The sequence below is a fragment of the Sphingobacterium daejeonense genome (assembly GCF_901472535.1).
GTDB lineage: Bacteria > Bacteroidota > Bacteroidia > Sphingobacteriales > Sphingobacteriaceae > Sphingobacterium > Sphingobacterium daejeonense.
Window position 1 is genome coordinate 548249 of sequence record NZ_LR590470.1, and the last position, 20053, is coordinate 568301.

The 20053-nt window shown below is 36.8% G+C and carries 21 protein-coding genes and 2 pseudogenes; 17 read left to right on the plus strand and 6 right to left on the minus strand.

The genetic code is table 11. From position 1 onward, the window contains the following. Positions 1-7 precede the first annotated feature (7 nt). Positions 8-4507 carry a glutamate synthase large subunit gene (gltB, locus tag FGL31_RS02605; protein ID WP_138089611.1) on the minus strand — a complete coding sequence of 1500 codons (4500 nt, stop codon included), beginning with the start codon at positions 4505-4507 and terminating at the stop codon, positions 8-10. A 210-nt stretch (positions 4508-4717) separates the two neighbouring features. Between gltB and FGL31_RS02610 the strand changes: the two genes are divergently transcribed. The 16 genes and pseudogenes from FGL31_RS02610 (at position 4718) to FGL31_RS27395 (ending at position 15961) form a co-directional block, all read left to right on the plus strand. Next, complete coding sequence (locus FGL31_RS02610; protein ID WP_138089612.1) at positions 4718-5818, plus strand: mandelate racemase/muconate lactonizing enzyme family protein; 1101 nt, start codon at positions 4718-4720, stop codon at positions 5816-5818. 227 nt (positions 5819-6045) lie between these two features. After that, on the plus strand, positions 6046-7026 hold the full coding sequence (locus FGL31_RS02615; protein WP_099371506.1) for a deoxyhypusine synthase family protein: 981 nt from the start codon (positions 6046-6048) through the stop codon (positions 7024-7026). 24 nt (positions 7027-7050) lie between these two features. Then, positions 7051-7599: a hypothetical protein gene (locus FGL31_RS02620; protein ID WP_232046211.1), complete on the plus strand. Its 549-nt coding sequence runs from the start codon at positions 7051-7053 to the stop codon at positions 7597-7599. Between the two features lie 125 nt (positions 7600-7724). Continuing rightward, positions 7725-7973: pseudogene (locus FGL31_RS30465) on the plus strand (non-canonical purine NTP pyrophosphatase); the annotation flags it as partial. Between the two features lie 107 nt (positions 7974-8080). After that, positions 8081-8248, plus strand: coding sequence for a non-canonical purine NTP pyrophosphatase (locus tag FGL31_RS30470; RefSeq protein ID WP_512745616.1), 168 nt, complete (start codon positions 8081-8083; stop codon positions 8246-8248). Positions 8249-8508: 260 nt separating this feature from the next. Then, complete coding sequence (locus FGL31_RS02630) at positions 8509-9534, plus strand: TonB-dependent receptor plug domain-containing protein (RefSeq protein WP_138089613.1); 1026 nt, start codon at positions 8509-8511, stop codon at positions 9532-9534. After that, positions 9503-9814 carry a hypothetical protein gene (locus tag FGL31_RS02635; RefSeq protein ID WP_138089614.1) on the plus strand — a complete coding sequence of 104 codons (312 nt, stop codon included), beginning with the start codon at positions 9503-9505 and terminating at the stop codon, positions 9812-9814. Before FGL31_RS02630 ends, FGL31_RS02635 begins: the two co-directional genes overlap by 32 nt. Next, complete coding sequence (locus FGL31_RS27385; protein ID WP_262709025.1) at positions 9793-9921, plus strand: hypothetical protein; 129 nt, start codon at positions 9793-9795, stop codon at positions 9919-9921. Before FGL31_RS02635 ends, FGL31_RS27385 begins: the two co-directional genes overlap by 22 nt. A gap of 27 nt (positions 9922-9948) precedes the next feature. Then, entirely contained in the window at positions 9949-10920 is a 972-nt protein-coding gene (locus tag FGL31_RS02640) for a TonB-dependent receptor domain-containing protein (protein ID WP_138089615.1), read from the plus strand. Between the two features lie 43 nt (positions 10921-10963). Next, complete coding sequence (locus FGL31_RS02645; protein WP_171017528.1) at positions 10964-11794, plus strand: SusC/RagA family TonB-linked outer membrane protein; 831 nt, start codon at positions 10964-10966, stop codon at positions 11792-11794. A gap of 4 nt (positions 11795-11798) precedes the next feature. Further along, positions 11799-13595 carry a RagB/SusD family nutrient uptake outer membrane protein gene (locus FGL31_RS02650; protein ID WP_138089617.1) on the plus strand — a complete coding sequence of 599 codons (1797 nt, stop codon included), beginning with the start codon at positions 11799-11801 and terminating at the stop codon, positions 13593-13595. A gap of 17 nt (positions 13596-13612) precedes the next feature. Continuing rightward, positions 13613-14578 carry an alkaline phosphatase family protein gene (locus FGL31_RS02655; RefSeq protein ID WP_197734061.1) on the plus strand — a complete coding sequence of 322 codons (966 nt, stop codon included), beginning with the start codon at positions 13613-13615 and terminating at the stop codon, positions 14576-14578. Continuing rightward, positions 14547-14861: a hypothetical protein gene (locus FGL31_RS22980; RefSeq protein ID WP_197734062.1), complete on the plus strand. Its 315-nt coding sequence runs from the start codon at positions 14547-14549 to the stop codon at positions 14859-14861. The genes FGL31_RS02655 and FGL31_RS22980 overlap by 32 nt, the downstream gene beginning before the upstream one ends. A 302-nt stretch (positions 14862-15163) precedes the next feature. Continuing rightward, positions 15164-15433 carry a hypothetical protein gene (locus tag FGL31_RS02665; protein ID WP_138089618.1) on the plus strand — a complete coding sequence of 90 codons (270 nt, stop codon included), beginning with the start codon at positions 15164-15166 and terminating at the stop codon, positions 15431-15433. Between the two features lie 25 nt (positions 15434-15458). Next, on the plus strand, positions 15459-15662 hold the full coding sequence (locus FGL31_RS27390; RefSeq protein WP_171017529.1) for a hypothetical protein: 204 nt from the start codon (positions 15459-15461) through the stop codon (positions 15660-15662). Positions 15663-15754: 92 nt separating this feature from the next. After that, positions 15755-15961, plus strand: coding sequence for a M57 family metalloprotease (locus FGL31_RS27395; RefSeq protein ID WP_138089620.1), 207 nt, complete (start codon positions 15755-15757; stop codon positions 15959-15961). Between the two features lie 752 nt (positions 15962-16713). On the opposite strand, the gene FGL31_RS02680 is transcribed toward FGL31_RS27395, so the two are convergent. The 5 genes from FGL31_RS02680 to FGL31_RS02700 form a co-directional block, all read right to left on the minus strand. Beyond that, entirely contained in the window at positions 16714-16971 is a 258-nt protein-coding gene (locus FGL31_RS02680) for a hypothetical protein (protein WP_138089621.1), read from the minus strand. Positions 16972-16973: 2 nt separating this feature from the next. After that, the gene (locus FGL31_RS02685; RefSeq protein WP_138089622.1) at positions 16974-17174 is read right to left on the minus strand and encodes a hypothetical protein; all 201 of its coding nucleotides are present in this window, start codon (positions 17172-17174) and stop codon (positions 16974-16976) included. A gap of 429 nt (positions 17175-17603) precedes the next feature. Continuing rightward, complete coding sequence (locus tag FGL31_RS02690) at positions 17604-18569, minus strand: hypothetical protein (protein WP_138089623.1); 966 nt, start codon at positions 18567-18569, stop codon at positions 17604-17606. Continuing rightward, on the minus strand, positions 18463-18804 hold the full coding sequence (locus FGL31_RS24360; RefSeq protein WP_317131126.1) for an OstA-like protein: 342 nt from the start codon (positions 18802-18804) through the stop codon (positions 18463-18465). The genes FGL31_RS02690 and FGL31_RS24360 overlap by 107 nt, the downstream gene beginning before the upstream one ends. Next, positions 18686-19159: an OstA-like protein gene (locus FGL31_RS02700; protein ID WP_232046212.1), complete on the minus strand. Its 474-nt coding sequence runs from the start codon at positions 19157-19159 to the stop codon at positions 18686-18688. Before FGL31_RS02700 ends, FGL31_RS24360 begins: the two co-directional genes overlap by 119 nt. 134 nt (positions 19160-19293) lie before the next feature. On the opposite strand from FGL31_RS02700, the pseudogene tilS reads away from it, so the two are divergent. Then, positions 19294-19839: pseudogene (gene tilS / locus FGL31_RS30475) on the plus strand (tRNA lysidine(34) synthetase TilS). Positions 19840-20053 lie beyond the last annotated feature (214 nt).

Genomic DNA, 20053 nt, shown 5'->3' on the forward strand with positions numbered 1-20053 from the left:
CTCCTGATTATGCTGTAACTAATTTTTTGTTGTAAACGTTTTTATATTCTCTAGGGAATACTTTGATAAAGCGATTCTTTTCTGTCGCCCAATTGGTCAAGATATAATTTGCTCTTTCACTTTTTGTTAAATGAATATGTCGCTTTAACAAGGCTATGATGGCAGTTTCGTCTTCTGTTTCCAATGGATCCAAGTCAACCATTTCTTTATTACAGTTTTCTTTGAATGTTCCTGCGATATCATAAATCCACGCAATACCACCACTCATTCCTGCGGCAAAATTTCTTCCTGTTTCACCCAATATCAGTGCTCTTCCTCCAGTCATATATTCACAACCATGATCTCCAACACCTTCTACTACTGCGGTAGCCCCAGAGTTTCTTACTGCAAAACGCTCACCAGCTTTTCCATTGATAAATAGATGTCCCGATGTAGCGCCATATAGCGCCACATTTCCAATAATAATATTGTCTTGAGGAACTAATCCACTCTCTTTTGCAGGATAAATTGCTAATTGCGCTCCAGAAAGTCCTTTTCCAACGTAGTCATTGGCTTCGCCCTCAAGTTCAAATGAAATTCCCTTAGTATTGAATGCGCCGAATGATTGGCCAGCTGATCCCTCGAACTTGAAGTTGATGGTATTGTCAGGCAGACCCTCTGATCCATAAATCTTTGAGATTTCATTTGACAATAGAGTTCCTATTGTTCGGTCTGTATTTTTTACATGGAATGTTCCGAAAACCGGAGTTTTGGAATCAAGAGCTAATTTTGACTGATTCAATAAGCCCCAGTCCAAAATCATGCTCATGCCATGGTCTTGCTCTTCCGTATTGTAAAGTGTCTCACCGTTTGCATTTGGAGCTACGTGAAGAATTCCAGAGAAATTGATCTTGTTTACTTTCCAGTGTTCTAAGTTTTCTCTTTTCTTCAGGAATTGAGCTTTTCCAACCATTTCATTGATTGATCTAAATCCTAGCTCTGCCATGATTTCACGCATCTCTTCAGCTAAGAAACGGAATAGATTCACTACATCTTCAGGTTTGCCGGAAAATAGTTTTCTCAATTCTGGGTCTTGGGTAGCCACACCAACAGGACAGGTATTCAGATGACATTTTCTCATCATAATACAACCGCCTGCAATCAGTGCTGCAGTTGCAACCCCCCATTCTTCGGCACCTAAGAGAGTAGCAATCACAAGATCTCTACCTGTTTTCATTTGTCCATCTGCTTGCAAAACGACACGGCTTCTCAATTTGTTTAATACCAAAGTTTGATGTGCTTCAGCCAAACCAAGTTCCCACGGTAAACCAGCATGTTTGATAGAGCTGATAGGCGAGGCTCCAGTACCACCATCGTATCCAGCAATCAAGATTACATCTGCATGTGCTTTGGCAACCCCGGCTGCAATTGTACCTACTCCTGCTTTAGAGACCAGCTTCACATTGATTCTTGCTTGACGGTTGGCATTTTTTAAATCGAAAATCAGTTGTGCTAAATCTTCAATAGAATAAATATCGTGATGTGGAGGAGGGGATATTAATCCAACTCCAGGAGTTGAGTGTCTTACTTTAGCTATCCAATCATCTACTTTGTGTCCCGGTAACTGACCACCTTCGCCTGGTTTCGCGCCTTGAGCCATTTTTATCTGGATCTCATCAGCTTGTGTCAGGTAATTTGAGGTTACCCCAAAGCGAGCCGAGGCCACCTGCTTAATAGCAGAACGCATAGAATCGCCATTCGGTAATTTTTGATAGCGCATTTCGTCCTCTCCACCTTCACCAGTATTGGACTTACCTCCAATTCTGTTCATGGCTATTGCCAATGTGCTGTGGGCTTCATGAGAGATAGATCCAAAGGACATCGCACCTGTTGCAAAGCGTTTCATAATCTCACTTGCCGGTTCGACTTGGTCGATTGGGATAGCGCTGCGGTGCTTCGCAAAGTCCAACAACCCCCTCAAAGTATACATTCGTTCTTTTTGGTTGTTGATCAGTGAAGCGTATTTCTTGTATGTAGAAAAATCATCTGTCCTACATGCTTGTTGTAATAAATGAACGGTCTGAGGGTTCCATAAGTGACCTTCTCCTCTTCTTTTCCATTGATAAATACCGCCTTCAGGCAATAAAGTAGGAGCTACTCGGCTGGTCTCAAAACCTCTCCAATGCTTAGCTAATGCTTCTTTTGCAATATCATCAAGGTTCAGGCCACCAATTCTAGAAACAGCACCGCAGAAATACTTATCTACGACTTTGCTGTCTATACCCAATACTTCAAATATCTGAGCTCCATGGTAGGATTGAAGTGTTGAAATTCCCATTTTTGAGAAAATCTTCAACAAGCCATTACAAACCGCTTTTACATAGTTCTTTTTCAAGTCGTCCCATACCAAATCAGTGTCTAGCTGGCCGATTTCTTTCATTGTTCGGATACTTGCCAAGGCCATGTAAGGATTGATAGCTGTTGCTCCAAATGCTAATAGACAGGCAAAGTGGTGCACTTCCCAAGCGTCTCCTGCTTCAACTACTAATCCAACAGCGCCTCTATTGCCAGTTTTGATGAGGTGGTGGTGGACCGCCGAAACAGCCAATAAGGATGGGATAGCACAGTGCTGAGAGTCAATTGCTCGGTCAGATAGAATAATAACTTCAAATCCATCACGAACGGCATCGTCAGCATATCGGCACAACCTTTCTAAACCAGCTTCCAGAGAACCTGCTTTGCCATCGGCACGGAAATAACTTTGGATTGTTTTTGCTTGGAAAACTCCTGTATCTATTGAACGAAGTTTTTCCAGTTCGCTAGAAGTTAAAATAGGGTGTTCAAGTGTAACGCAGTGACAGAATTTTTTGTCTTCTACCAATATATTTCCAGAGTTTCCTATAAAAGTGGCCAAACTCATTACCAATCTTTCTCTAATCGGGTCAATTGGTGGGTTGGTTACTTGGGCAAAAAATTGCTTGAAGTAACTTGAGATATGCTGAGGCTGGTCTGACAATACTGCTAAAGGAACGTCAGTTCCCATAGAGCCTATTGGTTCATAGCCTGTAAGCGCCATAGGAGTGAGTATCGTTTCGATATCTTCTCTCGAATAGCCAAAGGATAACTGATATTTGAAAACAGATTCTTTAGAAAGGTAAGTAAATGTTACCCTAGGGTCTGCAAGTTCTTCTAATTTGATTTTATAATTATTGATCCATTCACCATAAGGTTGTTGACGAATTAATTCGCCCTTAACTTCCTCATCCGAACGGATTTTTCCAGCTTCCATATCCACCACAAATATTTTACCTGGTTGCTGTCTTCCTTTTTTAATGATCAAAGATTCATCGATTGGTAATGCTCCTGCCTCCGAAGCAACAACTACTCGGTCATCTGAAGTAACGGCGTACCGCAAAGGCCGAAGACCATTACGATCTAATGTTGCGCCGATTATCTTGCCATCTGTAAAACACAACGCTGCAGGTCCATCCCACGGCTCCATTAAGGTAGCGTGATATTCATAGAATGCTTTTTTCAACGGGTCCATTTGTTCGTTTCCGTCCCAAGCTTCAGGGACCAGCATTAGCATAACGTGGGGAAGGCTGCGGCCACTATGCAATAACAGCTCAACAACATTGTCCAAACAAGCTGAGTCAGACTGACCACGGTCTACTACAGGAAGTAAGATTTCCATTTCTTCTTCAGAAAAGAAAGGCGAAGAATATGCCCTTACTCCAGCATAAAACCAGTTCAAGTTTCCTGTTAAGGTATTGATCTCACCATTATGCGCAATCATGCGGAATGGCTGAGCCAGTGACCAAGATGGAAATGTATTGGTTGAAAACCTCGAGTGTACAAGTCCAAATGCCGATACAACTCTAGGATCTTTTAAATCTTTAAAATATGAACCTACCTGATAGGTTGTTAATTGTCCTTTATAAATAATTGTTTTGCAAGAAAGGGATGCGATATAAAGAGGCAGAGGATACTCTTGATGTTGTTTGATTTTTTGGATAATTAAGCGTCTAAGGACAAATAATTTTCTTTCAAAATCTTCTGTATTAGCAACACCTGCTGGTCTAGAGATAAAAAATTGAACGATTTCAGGTTCTGCACTTAAAGCAGTTGGACCTATTCCTTCTTTGTTCACTGGGACTGTACGAAATCCCAATAATTCCATTCCTCTTTCTTTCGCAGCTTCAGCAATTACCTCACGGCAGATGCTGTTCATGGTTTCTTCTTTAGGAAGGAATAACATCCCCACACCATAATATCCTGGTTCTTGAAGTTGAATGCCAAGCTTAATGCATTCTTCCCATAAAAATTCATGTGGTAATTGAATCATGATCCCAGCACCATCTCCTGATTCTGGATCACAACCACAAGCACCTCTGTGCTCCATGTTTTCCAACATCGTTAAGGCATCTGCTACCTGTTGATGTGACTTCTGACCCTTAATGTGGGCTACGAATCCAACTCCACAGGCATCATGCTCAAACGCTGGGTTATAAAGTCCTTCTTGCTGCATTGTAATATGATAATTAGATAAAATAACAAACGAGTTTGCTAATATATGAATAAAATCATAAAATAATTACAATAATTATAATAAATGTTTAAAAACATTACACTTAATATAAAATTAGCGCTATAAAATTTTTGAAATCGTATTTGTTTCGCCAAACCTTTATAAAAATGGAATATCATTCGTTACATTTGCTTTCTCAACTAATAAATTATGCTAATCAAAGAAATTGAAATTTATAGATTGAGTATTCCTATGGAACCTTTCGTAATTGCTACTGGGGTTATGGATTTTGCTCAAAACACATTTATCAAAATTATCTCTGACGAAGGTCTTTATGGTGTTGGTGAATGTTCTGCTTTTCCGATGATTGTGGGCGAGACACAAAACACCTGCCTAGCCTTAGCTCAGGATTTTGCCAAAATCTGGATTGGAAAAGATCCTCTGAACATCGAAGAAAGACTTGCTGAATTGCATCTGTATATCGCTCGTAACGCCACCATTAAATCTGCATTTGATATGGCTTTGTACGATCTTGCAGCTAAAAAAGCTGAATTGCCTTTATATGAATTCTTAGGAGGAAAGCCTCGTGATATTGTGACTGATATTACAATCGGTATTGCTAGTCCTGATGAGATGGCTTCAAAGGCTAAGCTGCTCCACGACAATGGTGCGGTCGCATTAAAAGTAAAATTGGGAAAAAAACCACAAGATGATATTGCTAGAATTAAGGCTATTAGACAGGCAGTGGGATTTGATATTCCAATCAGGATTGATGCTAATCAGGGTTGGTCATTTGAGGAAGCAATAGAAGCGCTCCAAGGATTAGAGTCTTTAAAGATCCAGTTCTGTGAACAGCCCATGCGTACCTATAATGATCATTTATTAGCTCAATTACGTTCTGAAACCATAGTTCCTATTATGGCTGATGAATCTGTTTATGACCATCGTGATGCTGAAAGATTATGTAGAACTGATAGCTGTGATTATATTAACATTAAATTCTCGAAATCTTCTGGTATTTCAGAATCCTTGAAAATTCAATCTGTTGCTCAGGAGTTTGGCATTCCATGTATGATTGGGGGAATGCTGGAAAGTCGTTTGGCATTAGCGGCAAAAACACATTTTGCCTATGCAGCACCAAACGTTAAGTTCTTCGATTTGGACACTTGCATGGTAGGCCATTTGGAAGATCCTGTTATTGGGGGAATTCAATATGATGGATACAGCATTAAGATAACAGAAGGTTATGGAATTGCGGCGGATATAGATCCTGCATTTTTGGAGAAATGTGAAAAATGGACTGTTGCATAAAACTAAAATAGTATGAATAATGACACCTGGAATTTAGGAACTAATGAAATCATAATCCTTCTGATATTGGTGGTGATTGTGGTGTTTTTCTTTTGGTTGTTTTCCCAACTATTGAAGAAGAAATAAGGTTATTTTGATTTTTTAACAAATGTTAAAATGCGAAACCTACCCTAAGGTATTCTTGAATAAATGAGTACCTTTGTGAACATTTATCAGAATATAAGATTATGAGTACACAAAGAGGTCCTATTTCTCAATTTATTGAGAAAAACTATCTTCACTTTAATGCTGCTTCCTTAGTTGATGCTGCAAAAGGTTATGAAACCCACCTAGCTGAAGGTGGTAAAATGTTGGTTTCATTGGCTGGTGCCATGAGTACTGCAGAGTTAGGTATTTCATTGGCAGAAATGATCCGTCAAGATAAAGTTGCTATCATCTCTTGTACTGGTGCGAACTTAGAAGAAGATGTGATGAATTTAGTAGCCCACTCACATTATAAGCGTGTTCCTAACTACCGTGACCTTACTCCACAAGATGAATGGGAATTATTGGAAAACCATTATAACCGTGTTACTGACACGTGTATTCCTGAAGAAGAGGCTTTCAGAAGACTTCAATCGCATTTGGAGAAAGCGTGGAAGGATGCCGAAGCTGCAGGTGAGCGTTATTTCCCACACGAATTTTTGTATAAAGTAGTTCTTTCAGGAGATTTAGAGCAATACTATGAGATTGATCCTAAAAATTCATGGATATTAGCTGCTGCTGAAAAAAATATTCCAATTATTTGTCCAGGATGGGAAGATTCTACAACTGGTAATATCTTTGCTTCCTATGTTATCAAAGGTGAGTTAAACGTTCATACCGTGAAAACTGGTATTGAATATATGATTTATTTAACTGAATGGTACCGTGCTAACTCAGGTGGTAAAGGTGTTGGTTTCTTCCAAATCGGCGGTGGTATCGCTGGAGATTTCCCTATCTGTGTAGTCCCAATGATGTACCAAGATTTAGAGTGGCATGATGTTCCTTTCTGGTCTTATTTCTGTCAAATCTCTGACTCAACAACTTCTTATGGTTCTTATTCAGGAGCGGTTCCTAATGAAAAGATCACTTGGGGTAAATTGGATACAGAATCTCCTAAGTTTATAGTGGAGTCTGATGCTACAATCGTTGCTCCTTTAATCTTCGCTTGGGTATTAGGTCAATAGAAATTTAATAGGAAAGGGGATATTTTGGACAAAAATCTAATTACAGATAATCCAATAGCCATTCAGGCTTTAATGACTGATACGGTATTTGCTATCCCTGATTCTAATATGCCGATTGTGGAAACACAATCACTTGGCAATACTACAACTCCTCAGCAAGGGCATTTAGAATCCTCTGCTGAGGAGTTTGTTTATAAAGGTGATAGAACAACAGGTGTGCTGTTTATCCTTAGGTATCCTGATTATCCATACTTTTCTCCTCAGGCAGAGGAGGCATTTCTTAAAACCATTGGTGCTCTACAGCTAAACGCTGAAAATGTGGCGATATTGAACTTGGCAAATCCACACAATCCAAATGAATGGAAGCGCATTATGAGTTTCTTTAATCCGAAAAAAATAACACTGTTGGGAGTAGACCCAACTTCCCTGAGATTACCTGAAATCGCCCATAATTCTTATATGCATGGGAAGGTAGCTACCGTCTTCAATACATTTAGTTTTGAGGAAATGTTTGCCGATGTTCAGAAAAAGAAACTTTTCTGGACAGAATTTAAATCTTTTATCCAATCCTAAGATTTTAGTTTTTACCTATTTCTTTCTTGTTTAAATAATAGAATGCTATTTTTGAAGCTTATTTATTAGCTATGGAACTGGTATTTGCAACAAACAATGCGCATAAATTAGAGGAAGTCCAACAAATGGTGGGAGATAAATTTATCTTGAAATCATTAAATGATATTGGATGTACAGACGACATTCCAGAGACAGGTGTAACCTTTGAGGAAAATGCTAAGCAAAAGACCGATTATTTAGTTAGTAAATATAATGTGAATTGTTTTGGTGATGATTCTGGTTTAGAAATCAAAGCTTTAGATGGCGAACCAGGTGTTTATTCTGCTAGATATTCTGGTTCTAGAGATATGGAAAAAAACATTGATCTAGTTTTGGAAAAACTGCAAGGTAAAGCGCACCGTAGCGCTCGCTTCAAAACAATATATCACTATTTGTTAATGGTGAGCAACATTTTTTTGAGGGCACTGTTGAAGGACATATCATCAATGAAAGAACAGGAACCGAAGGATTTGGTTACGATCCGATTTTTATTCCAAACGGCTATGAAAAGACCTTTGCCGAGATGAGTTTGGAAGAAAAGAATAAAATTAGTCATAGATCGCAAGCCGTTGCAAAATTAGTTGACTTTTTAAACAATTATAACCAATAAGGTAACTTACAGCACTTATTGAATTGAATTTTCTTTTGTTAAAAATTCCATTTTCCTATATGGCTTAATATATTTTTAATATAAATAACCAAAAAATACCTCTTTTTGCGTGCTTTTATTGCCTTAAAGTTTATTTTGTATTTATAATGTCTCATTGGTTAATAATTAGGTAAACATTCAGTTACCAAAAGTTATTGGGTTCTTAATAATTTCTTAAATCTGTGAAGGTAGCTTTGCCGCTAGTATTAACCCACGATTCAATGAAATTATTTAACAAAACTAAACTGTTCCTATCAGTTTTTTTACTTGCCGGGTTTTCAATGTCCAATACTCATTCTTATGCCAAGGATATGTTCTATATCCAAAACTTACAAGAGATTAGGGGCTTGGTTACTGACGAATTATCCAATCCTATCCGGGGGGCAAGTGTAAAGAATTTAACAACCGGAATATCCACTCAAACAGATGAAAATGGTTTCTTTTCCTTAACCATGCAAATGGGCGAATCTATTCAAATCAGTTCCATGGGATTTGATTCTCAAATTTTTATTTACGATCAACAAGAGAAATTTGTCCTTTCATCCAATTCTTCAAATCTCGACGAAATAATTGTTGTTGGATATGGTACACAGAAGAAGGTAAATCTTTCTGGTGCTGTAGATTATATTAGCGGCAAACAGTTAGAAAGTCGACCAATAAATAATGTTGGCCAAGGTCTTCAAGGTATGGTTCCGAACTTGAATGTTCAGTTCAATTCAGGCGCTCCAGGGGAAGCTGCCAAAATCAACATTCGCGGTATTACCTCTATTAATGGTGGTGATCCTTTGATTTTAGTCGATAACGTTCCGATTACATCTGAACAGTTAAATCGTATTGCTCCCCAGGATATCGAGTCCTTTTCTGTAATAAAAGATGCTTCAGCAGCAGCTATTTATGGGGCAAGGGCTTCTTTTGGTGTAATATTGATTACAACAAAATCAGGTAAAGGTGATTTAAAGATCAATTATAGCAACAACTTTACTTTTAATACCCCAACTGTAATTCCAGATAAAATTACTGATCCCTATATTTTTTCATGGTTGTTGGAAACCTCTACCGATAATACTCCATGGGATAATGTGAACTTCTCTGAGCAATATTATCAATATGCTAAAGAAAGGTCTGACAATCCTAATTTACCAGATGTTAGGGTTGACCCTAGTAATCCAAAGCAATGGGAATATATGGGAAATAGAGATTGGACACGCTATTTTTATGTCAGATTGGAACAACTCAAGCAATCATGATATTTCCATTTCTGGATCCAGTGATAAAGTGAGTTATTACCTAAGTTCAGGCTACAATAGACAAAACTCTCCAATAAAAATTGCTGACGATTATTTCGACCGTTATAATGTGCGTTCTAAGGTGAATTACAGAATCAATGATTATATTTCTGTTGGCAACAATACTATCTTGGGGCTGAATGAACGAGTGACACCGTCTCAAGTTGAAATGTCGGAGATATTCCATGTGTTTCCTACTAGTGTGCTGAAAAAACCCGGATGGATCTTGGGCGTATTCTGATGTCCAAAGAAATGTTGGAGCAGGAAGAATTGCTGCAAAAATGGTTGATGGTGGTCAAAGTAGAACGAAATTTCAAGACCTTCAATCAACATTTAATGCTGAATTGAGATTGTTTGACAATAAATTCAGAATTAATGCAGATTATACCTTCCAAAGAAATTCTATTAATTACAATTGGTATACTACAAAATATAAGATTGGTTATGGACCTGATGATATTAGGGGAAGAAGGAGAATCAAATGCATATAGGCAAGCTGGATTTTCTTATTATAACATTTACAATATCTTCGGTACATATAATCAAACTTTTGATAAGCATCAAGTAACAGCTGTTTTAGGTTTCAACCAAGAAGACTTCCGAGAAGAGAAATATCATGCTGAGAAAAAAGGTTTGATTTCCGATCTTTTCCCAACCATTGCCTTGGCTACAGGTGCTTCAGATGTTGGTGAAAGAATTGATAAATATGCATTAAGAGGTGCATTCTACCGCTTAAACTATATTTACGATGATAAGTATATCGTTGAATTCAATGGTCGTTATGATGGCTCTTCTAGGTTCCCTAAAGATAGCCGATTCGGATTTTTCCCTTCTGGATCAGTGGCTTGGTTATTAAACAAAGAAAATTTCCTTTCAGAAGTTAATTGGTTAAGTCAGTTTAAGATTAGAGCCTCATATGGTGACCTCGGCAACCAATCTGTTACAAACTTTGGTTATTTCCCAACAATGCAACCTTATATTTCTGGTTACTTGATTGATGGAAAATTAACTCCTTCCATCAAATCCCCTGGGTTGGTTTCCAATAATTATACATGGGAAAAAGTAAGGACCTATAACTTAGGTTTTGATTTTGGTATTCTTCAAAATAAACTGAGCGGTTCATTTGATATTTATCGTAGGAATACATTGGGCATGTTGACTTATGGCCGAGAATTACCTAAGATTTTAGGTGTTCAGGAGCCAAATGAAAATGCTGCCGACTTGGCAACCAATGGTTGGGAATTAAGTTTGAGCTATAATGACTCAAAAGAAATTTCAGGCTCTATGTTGAACTTTGGAGCGCGATTTATGTTGTCTGACTCTTATTCAAAAAATCACCAAATTTGACAACCCAAACAAAAGAATAACCCAATTCTATGAAGGAATGAGAATGGGTGAAATATGGGGGCTTGAAAGTGATGGGTTGTTCAAGGATGCCGAAGAAATCAGTAAACTGGATCAAACGTCAATAATTCCTTGGGGCGCATTGTCTATAGTTCCGGGTTGGCCAAAATTTGTTGACCAAGATAAAAATGGCAAGATTGAAAAAGGTTATGAACTCGGAAATACCAAAGACCTTAAAGTGATTGGAAATTCAACTCCACGATTTAATTTCGGGTTGGATATGAATGCTAGTTGGAAAGGATTTGATATCAGAGCATTCTTCCAAGGAATAGGTAAAAGGGATTACTATCCTTTAGATTACCTTTATTGGGGTGTTTACCAACAACCATATGGAAATATCTACACGCACTTATTGGATTTCTATCGACCTACAAGTGATTCTGAAGCTGATAGGGCAAAACATTCAGCTTCATACTTGGCACTTGGCTTGGCAGATCAAAACCTAGACGCTAAATATCCTATTTTACAATCTTGGCTTGCAGATTTGAACTTAGGAACTAGAGTGGATCAATCTCAAGGGGCTGCAATTCCGCAGACAAGGTATCTTTTGAATGCAGCATACTTACGATTCAAAAACTTGACCATCGGTTATACCCTTCCAAATTCCTGGGTTGAAAAAGCGAAAGTGAAAAACTTCAGAATTTATGTAAGTGCAGAAAACTTGATGGAATGGTCTGCCGTGAAACGTTATTTCGATCCTGAGGTGTTAAACATTAATACCTATACCGATCCTAACAAAACAAGAAGACGTGAGGGTAATGGAGTAATGTATCCATTTCAACGAAGTTTTTCAGCAGGTCTACAGTTAAATTTTTAAAACAATGAAACAGTATATAAAACTTGGAATATTATCAATTTCCTTATTTTCACTGGGAGCTTGTAATGATGATTATTTGGACAGAATGCCTGAAACAACTGTTCAAAAAGAAAATTTCTTCAAAAGTGAATCCGACTTAGAAATGTATGTCCTAAATCTATATAGATTTCAAGACAATGGTTTTTATGAATCTGATGCAACTACTGACAATGCAAGTACAACAGGCAATAAAGAAATCAAGAATATCATGTTGGGAAATGTCAGTGCGGCTACAGTGAATGGCGGTTGGACTTGGGGAGACTTAAGAGATATTAATTTCATGTTGGCGAATCTGTCCAATGCAAAAATTTCTGAACAGAAACTGAAACATTACGAAGGTTTAGCAAGATATTTCCGTGCTAAATTCTATGTAGACAAGGTTCAACGCTTTTCAGATGTACCTTGGGTTGATAAAGTAGTAGATGTATCGGATGAAGCAACCCTCATGGGCAAACGTGACCCAAGAACTACAGTTGTCGATAAGATCATGGAGGACTTTAAATTCGCTGTTGAGAATGTTGAAGAGGTAAAGGTGCCTGGAAAGGTAAATAAGTGGGTAATTGCTCAAGATTATAGTCGATTTGCGTTATATGAAGGTACTTATAGGAAATATCACTCTTACCTGAATTTGCAGAACACCGCGAATACATTTTTGGAAGTAGCTTATAAACAAGCAGAAGACATTATGAATAAAGGTGGTTATTCCATTCATAACACAGGAAATGTGGAGTCTGATTATGCATCTTTGTACAATAGCGAAACCTTGGAGACTAATAAGGAGGTGATTCTTGGACGGTTCTACGCAAATAACATTATCAATAGATCAGATTGGCCAGGAATGTTCGGGAATTATGAATACTACCCATTAAGGGATCTAGTTCAGAGCTATTTAATGAAGGATGGTACTCCATTTACCAATAATTCAGCATATGAAAAACTTTCCTTTGTGGATGAATTTAAAAATAGAGATCCGCGTTTAGCACAAACTTATGCTGCCCCTGGATGGGAATTAGTATATGTAAGTACTTATTCACAAGGCCCTGGAGTATACGTCCAACAATTGAGCAAGAATTTTTCAGGATATCATCAAATCAAGGGATTCTTGAATACCATGGTTCAGGAGAAGAGGTTCAATACTGATATTCCGCTTTATAGATATGCAGAAGTTTTATTGAATTTTGCTGAAGCTAAGGCAGAATTAGGTATCTTGAATAATCAAACAGACTTGGACAAATCTATTAACCTTCTAAGAAAAAGAGCGGGAATGCCTGATATGACGTTGAATCCACCATTAGATTCTAAGCTTGCTAAAGACTTTCAAGTTTCGGGTGCAAACCAAAGCTTGATATTAGAGATAAGAAGAGAACGCCGTGTTGAATTAGCATTTGAAGGTTTTCGCTTCAATGATTTAATGAGATGGAAAGCTGGAAAGTTATTAGAGAAAAAACCTCAAGGTATCTATTTTAGTGGCCTGGGAAATCATGATGTAACTGGAGATGGGATAGCTGATATTAAGTTAATTGCACACGATCAATCTATTCCGGAAGTTAGAGAAAAAAATAGTTTAGGAGTTACCCTCCGATATTATAAAGTGGGGGTATTTGGTCAGGATGTGTCAGTATTCTTAAGTGAAGGAAATAAAGGATTTGTAGATGTTGTAGATAAGGTAGGACAATTTGAAGAGCCTAAATACTATTATCGTCCTATTCCACAGAATGACGTTAACCTAAATAATTCTTTAAAACAAATTTTTGACTGGTAAACAACTAAACCTCATATATGAAAAATCTATGTTTATTAATTGTCTTCTCAGTTTTATGTAGCAATTTATTTGCGCAAACCAATCCAGTAAAAAAAGCAATTGTAATTATTGTTGATGGGATTCCTGCAGATATGATTGAAAGGGTGAATACACCAAATATTGATGCTGTAAGCAAAGTGGGAGGGTATACTAGAGCTACAATGGGAGGAGAGAAGGGCGGATATTCTCAGACACCTACGATTTCTGCGGTCTGTTATACAAGTATGATTACTGGAACTTGGGGAAATAAACACAATGTGTGGAACAATGACCTGGAAGATCCAAATTATAACTATTGGACAATGTTCAGGTTTCTTAAGAACCATCAGCCAGATAAAAAGATTGGGATATATTCTACTTGGTTGGATAATAGAACCAAATTAGTAGGTGAAGGTTTGCCCCAAACCAATAATCTTAAGTTTGATGTTCATTTTGATGGTTATGAAATAGATACTGTTCGTTTTCCGCATGATAAAATGACAACCTATATCAGTAAGATTGATGAGGAGGTTGTCAAGGAAGCAACTGGAAATCTTAGGGAATTTGCACCTGACTTTAGCTGGGTTTATCTTCAATATACAGATAATACAGGGCATATATATGGTGACGGTGAAGGGATGATAGATGCTATTGAAAAAGCTGATAGGCAAGTTGGAGAATTATTCTCAGCCATTAAATTCAGAGAACAATATTTCAATGAGGATTGGATGTTTGTTGTAATTACTGATCATGGCCGTGATGTGGCTACTGGAAAAAATCACGGTGGACAAACAGATCGTGAAAGAACGATTTGGATTTCTACCAATAAGAAGGACTTGAATCAGCAGTTTTATGCACATACTCCAGAAATCGTTGATATCTTGCCATCTATTGCTAGACATTTAGATGTAAAGATTGAAAAAGAACAGTTATATGAACTTGACGGAGTGCCTTTTTGTAGGTGAAGTATCTATTGCCCATCCAAAAGCCAAAATTGAAGAAGATAAACTTCAAGTATCTTGGACAAGTTTTGCCAACGATGGAAAGGTAAAAATTTCTGTCTCTCCTACAAATCACTTTAATAAAAGTGGTGTAGAGAAAAAAGATGAATATGTGTATCTAACTGAGTTCAATCAAGCTGACGGGAAAGGTGAGATTACGCTTCCAAAAGAATTAAAGAATAGTAAGTTCTTAAAAGTTATATTGGAAGGTCAACACAATGTCCTAAACCGTTGGATAATCAGATAAGAAAAAAGCATATAAAAAAATAAGATGAAAGTGCCTCAAGAAATTGAGGCATTTTTTATTTTTTCTACTCCAATCAATTTCACCATTCGGACCTTCAATAAATCCATCCAAAGAAAAAGCTAAATCTAAAATTGTTGAAGTTTAATTTTTTCCAATAAACTCATTTCGGATTATAAGAGTTAAATATTATTGTTTAAATAATAGAATCATAAAAAACAACAAACAAATACTTCTCGGTTTTTGTTAAAATTAAAATTAATCAACAAAAGCTAATTATAAATTTTAACCAAATATTCTTAATTATGAAAAATCTTACCTATTTAAGCGGGCTATGCGCCATCGCTATTTTATTATTACTCTTTTATTCTTGTCAAAAGGAGATGTTAGTTGATCAAGAAAAAGAAAATATTGAAAACCAAATTAAAGAAATCATAAAATTGGGTTTTAAAAGAGAAAATATTGTTGAGCTAAAGGAGAGTTTTTTAGTTGAAGGTTGTTATTATTTCCCAAAAGAATCTAAAACAGAAATTGAAAATCAACCGAATGATAATCCTAAAAAAGGTCAGTTTTAGGACAACTAATATTATAAGTAGCTCGGTGAAAACAGTGAAAATTTATATGGATTCTTCAATCCCAACCACAGTAGAAGATAATTGGAGAACTGCTCTAAACACTGCTATCTCCGCATATAATAATATTGCTAATATAAATATAAGACTACAGTTGACCACATTATCTTCTGATGCAAATATTACAATAAAAAGTGATGCAAATGCTCTTCCAGATTCTACTTTTAGCTGATGCGCAACTTCCAGCTAAAGATTTTCTTTCACATAAATATGTTCCTGGAAAAGTATTACGTATTAATTTAGATTTTCTAAAATAATAGACCTTTGTCAGAAGGAAATAAAATCTATACATTAATGCATGAATTAGGTCATTGTCTTGGTTTAAAACATACTGATTATTTATCAGAGAACAATCAATCTGGAGGTGTTCATATTCCACAAACTCCTCAAAATGATTTATCATCTGTAATGCATAGTGGATTTAGGGGACAATCTTTTCCAACACAATCTTTTTACTCATGGGAGATTTAACCGCTTTAAGATATCTTTTTCCGGTAAAAACTGTTATTTCTGGTCCACAAAAAATATGTTCTCAAGGAACATATTCTATAATTAATCCAGGTGTTATTTCGATATTGGAAAGGTTCTCATTTAGCGAACCTCTCTCAAACAGGTCCAAATTCTTGGACTTTAACAAGTAGAGGAATAGGATCAGGAGAAATTATACTTAGATCAACTAATAATAATTACCTTTATCCAACTAACGATTATCATATTGTTTTAGGATTAGATGTATCAAGGGATAATATATTGTTCTCAATTAGGCACTAGCACCAAAATGGCCCCAAGGAATGAATATGATTTACAAATTAATCCTTCTGTAAACGAATCTTATTTATGGGCTATAGAAGGTGCCCAGATTTTATCTGGGACAAGGGACATCTTCGGTTAAAAATACGGGTTTCCGACCAAATTGATCCTTATGATCCAAATGTCCGGGTAAATCTTAAAATTACAGACCCCTGTACTACAGGTTTTTTATAAATAAGTCATATTCAGTAGAATACGGCCCAATTGATATTAATTAGCTTTTATAATGTTTATTGTAAAAAATGGCTTATGAAAAATAATAAAACAAGCTAAGGGAATATTAAAAGAATGGGGTACTAGTTTTGTTATTAATAATTATATATTATAGACAAGCTAGTACTCGACTTTATAAATTATACTCGAAGTAGAAATCGATTTAAAGATTAGGTTGTGTAATAAAACAAAAAAAGGATCTAATTGACCCTCTTTCTTACACTGTCTGGATTTACCTTTATCGTACTGTCCGCTTTAATCTGATAGGTATTATCTGGTTTTGTTTTAATAGTACTATCCGGTTTGCTCTTAATAGTATTATTTGGATTAGCAACTTTGGAACTATCTGTTTTTACATTTGTTTTTGGAACCCGTATTAGTCCCCTTGTTAGTTTCTGAGGTTGATTCTGTCGTTTCTTGGAAATCCTCTTCATCAGTTCTTTGGGTGCTGCTTCCATTTTCAGGATTTTTTCTGGTCTGGAACTGTCGTTCCTTTCGTTCTCTTCCGATTAAGCATATCTTCTACAGATTTCGGTCGGTCCTCAGGTTTCCACAGAAAACCAGGTAATACTTCTATTTCTTGCGTTACTAATCTGAAAGGATAAACTTTCTGGTCTACCTTGCGAATAGAAACATAATCATTTATTTTTTTACCATCCATGCGGATCTTGATTCCGGCTTGCTCGATTCAATGGAACATCTCGGTGATTTTATTCGTCTTTTCATTAGTGCTAAATACTAAATTCTCAGCATTGCCCGTCCACATAGAGTCTATCAATGTTATTATTAGCAAAAAACGCCGTAATTTTTCGGCCTTTTAAACTGATTGAATTTGACCGTATCCAAAACTGCATTGACCATAAATGGCATTGTTTCTTTAACAAGGCGTTATCCATCTTGTTATTCTTGATTTGCATAAAAATGGTATCTGCATTTATTTGTGAACCATCCGACCATATCATAGGTGATCCCATAAATCTGAACATCGAATCCACCATGCCATAAATACACTGAGTCAGCAACTGCCTGTAGATCAGATTTGAAAACCCTAACATTATAATATGCTTTTACGATTCTTGTTCTGGCAGTATCAGCGTAGATTTTCTGTAGAATCCTTCAATAAGGTGTCTGTTGATTGTGCAACTTTCAGGGCATTGCTGATCAAACTGTCCTGTTCTCTTCCTGTAGGCATTACGGCATTTTTCCTTAGCACGCTGTCAGCCTTTGTGGTTTCCTGAATTGTGGCTGTCTCTACAGCTTTTGGCTTAATAGGAGCTGATGCTTTCTTTTTGGCAGGGGTTTTAGGAGCTGTTTTTATAACAGGGGATTCCTTCGACGCAGATTCCAATTTCTTCAATGGGCTCGCAGTAGAATCTGCCACTGCTGTTGAATCATCTGTGCCAAATAACTCTACTTCTTCAGTATCACCATAATCGACCTCAGTTGTATCCTCTAGCTGACCACCGTCGCGATCTAGTTTAAGGTCTAAGGGCCTGTAGTCTCGTACAAATATCACTTTTGAATATAACGTATCGGCAGTCATGTATGCCGTATCAACTTTCGTTGTTTTCTGTATAGGTGGAGGAGCGACTAAACTATCAGCATCTGCTGGTTTAATTCCAGCAAGCTGTTGTTCCTTAAGCTTTTCTTTTTCTATTTTTTCAGCTTCCTTCCGTTCCTTTTCTTCAGCCTTTTCAATTCTTCGCAATTCGCGCCTACTGAGTTGTTCTCTATTCACAGTGTCTACTTGTACACTGTCTTGGCTATTATCGGTGGAATCTGTCTGAACAACATATTTGATTAAGGGTTTATCAGTCATTAGAATAGACTGATCTGCTTCCAAATATTTTCCATATTCTCCACTGGCATAGAATTTATCCAATGTGTCCACGAAAATTACATTTCTAAAAGCCTCACCAATTCCTTTGTTTCGATCATAGAATAGACTATCACCTTTTAAGAATCGGCTTCCTTCTGTATATAAGTTGTTTTTGTTGAATTTCGCAACCCCAAATTCCCGTATTATAAGTTCCCTTTTCAGTATAAAGCTTTTCACCTCCACGACCATTTATTGTGGTTGGTCCAAAAAAGAATGCATCTCTATACATGGTATTATACTGCATTGTATCCGTATAGATAATCGTATTGACATTCCTGACGACTACTTTATTGTTAAAATAGGCATCCTTGGTAGTCTCGAAATAATAAGCTTTTTGCGAAGTAATGGTGTCGCCTTGTCCAATAATTCTTCCGCCCCCCAGTATAAGTACCCTGTTGGCTCCGCAAGTTATAGGTAAGGTAGTTCGTAGTGAGCGTACTTTGATTATCTACCATTTTGACGTTCTTTGTTAAAATAGCATGTTGTGTAGATGCATTGTAGTGTAGGTGAGTGCCTTGGATTACAGTACCTGATGGTTGTGTGATAACAATGTGACCATGAGCTTCAAAGAACTCATTTCCAGCTTCATCTTTATACAAATCACCACTATCTGCGGCCAAGGTAGAACCTTTGTGCTCATACACAGCATTATAACTTCTTAAAATCTTTTGATCGATAAATCTACTGCTAGATGAAGATACCAAACGCATAGGGGCATTATCCGCTGATTCAACGGGAGTAAACTCATCTTGTCCATAGGTAGACAAGCATATCATGCTTATTAATAATAACAATAAGTATCTCACAAGCGCAAAAATATAGAATTAATTAGCAAAAATTTGTTAAACAATAAATTTTAATGCCTCTGACTTAAGATTATTATAATCTGTAATTTTGGACTATGTCAATTCTGGATAGATTAAAGCACTACATCGAAAATAAACAGCTTTTTGCTAAAGAAAACAAAGTCCTTTTGGCCGTTAGCGGAGGAAAGGATTCTATGTTGATGGCCAGGTTGTTTCATGATATGGAGCAGAGTTTGCATCATCGCTCATTGCAATTTCCAATTAAGAGATCAAGAATCTGATAAGGACGAAGAATTGGTACGGCAGTATGCCAGTGAATTGGGAATTTCCAGTGATCGTTAAAAGATTTGAAACAGAGAAGTTTGCGACCAAAAAATAAAGTATCCATTCAAATGGCAGCAAGAGAGTTGCGATATGACTGGTTTGAAGAGTTAAGAAGTAATCAGCATTGTGATGTCATTGCTATCGCCCAACATGCTAATGACCATTTAGAAACAATGCTCCTTAATTTGACGAGATCAACCGGAATCCAAGGTTTGACAGGGATTCAGCCCAGACGCGGTAATTTGATCAGACCTTTACTATTTCTAAATTCAGAAGAAATCGCTAAGGAGGTTGCTAAATTAAATGTGCCAATATAGGAGATGATCAATCCAATTTCTCTACAAAATATGCTCGAAACAAAATTCGATTAGAGTATAATTCCAAAATTTAAGGAAATACAACCCGATTTCGAATCGGTCCTAGAACAGAATATCCAACATTTCAATGAAAGTCATCAGTTTATTAAAAAGCAAGTAGATGCAATCAGGAAGTCCTTATTCTTAGAAGATGAGGGCACTGTAAAAATTAATG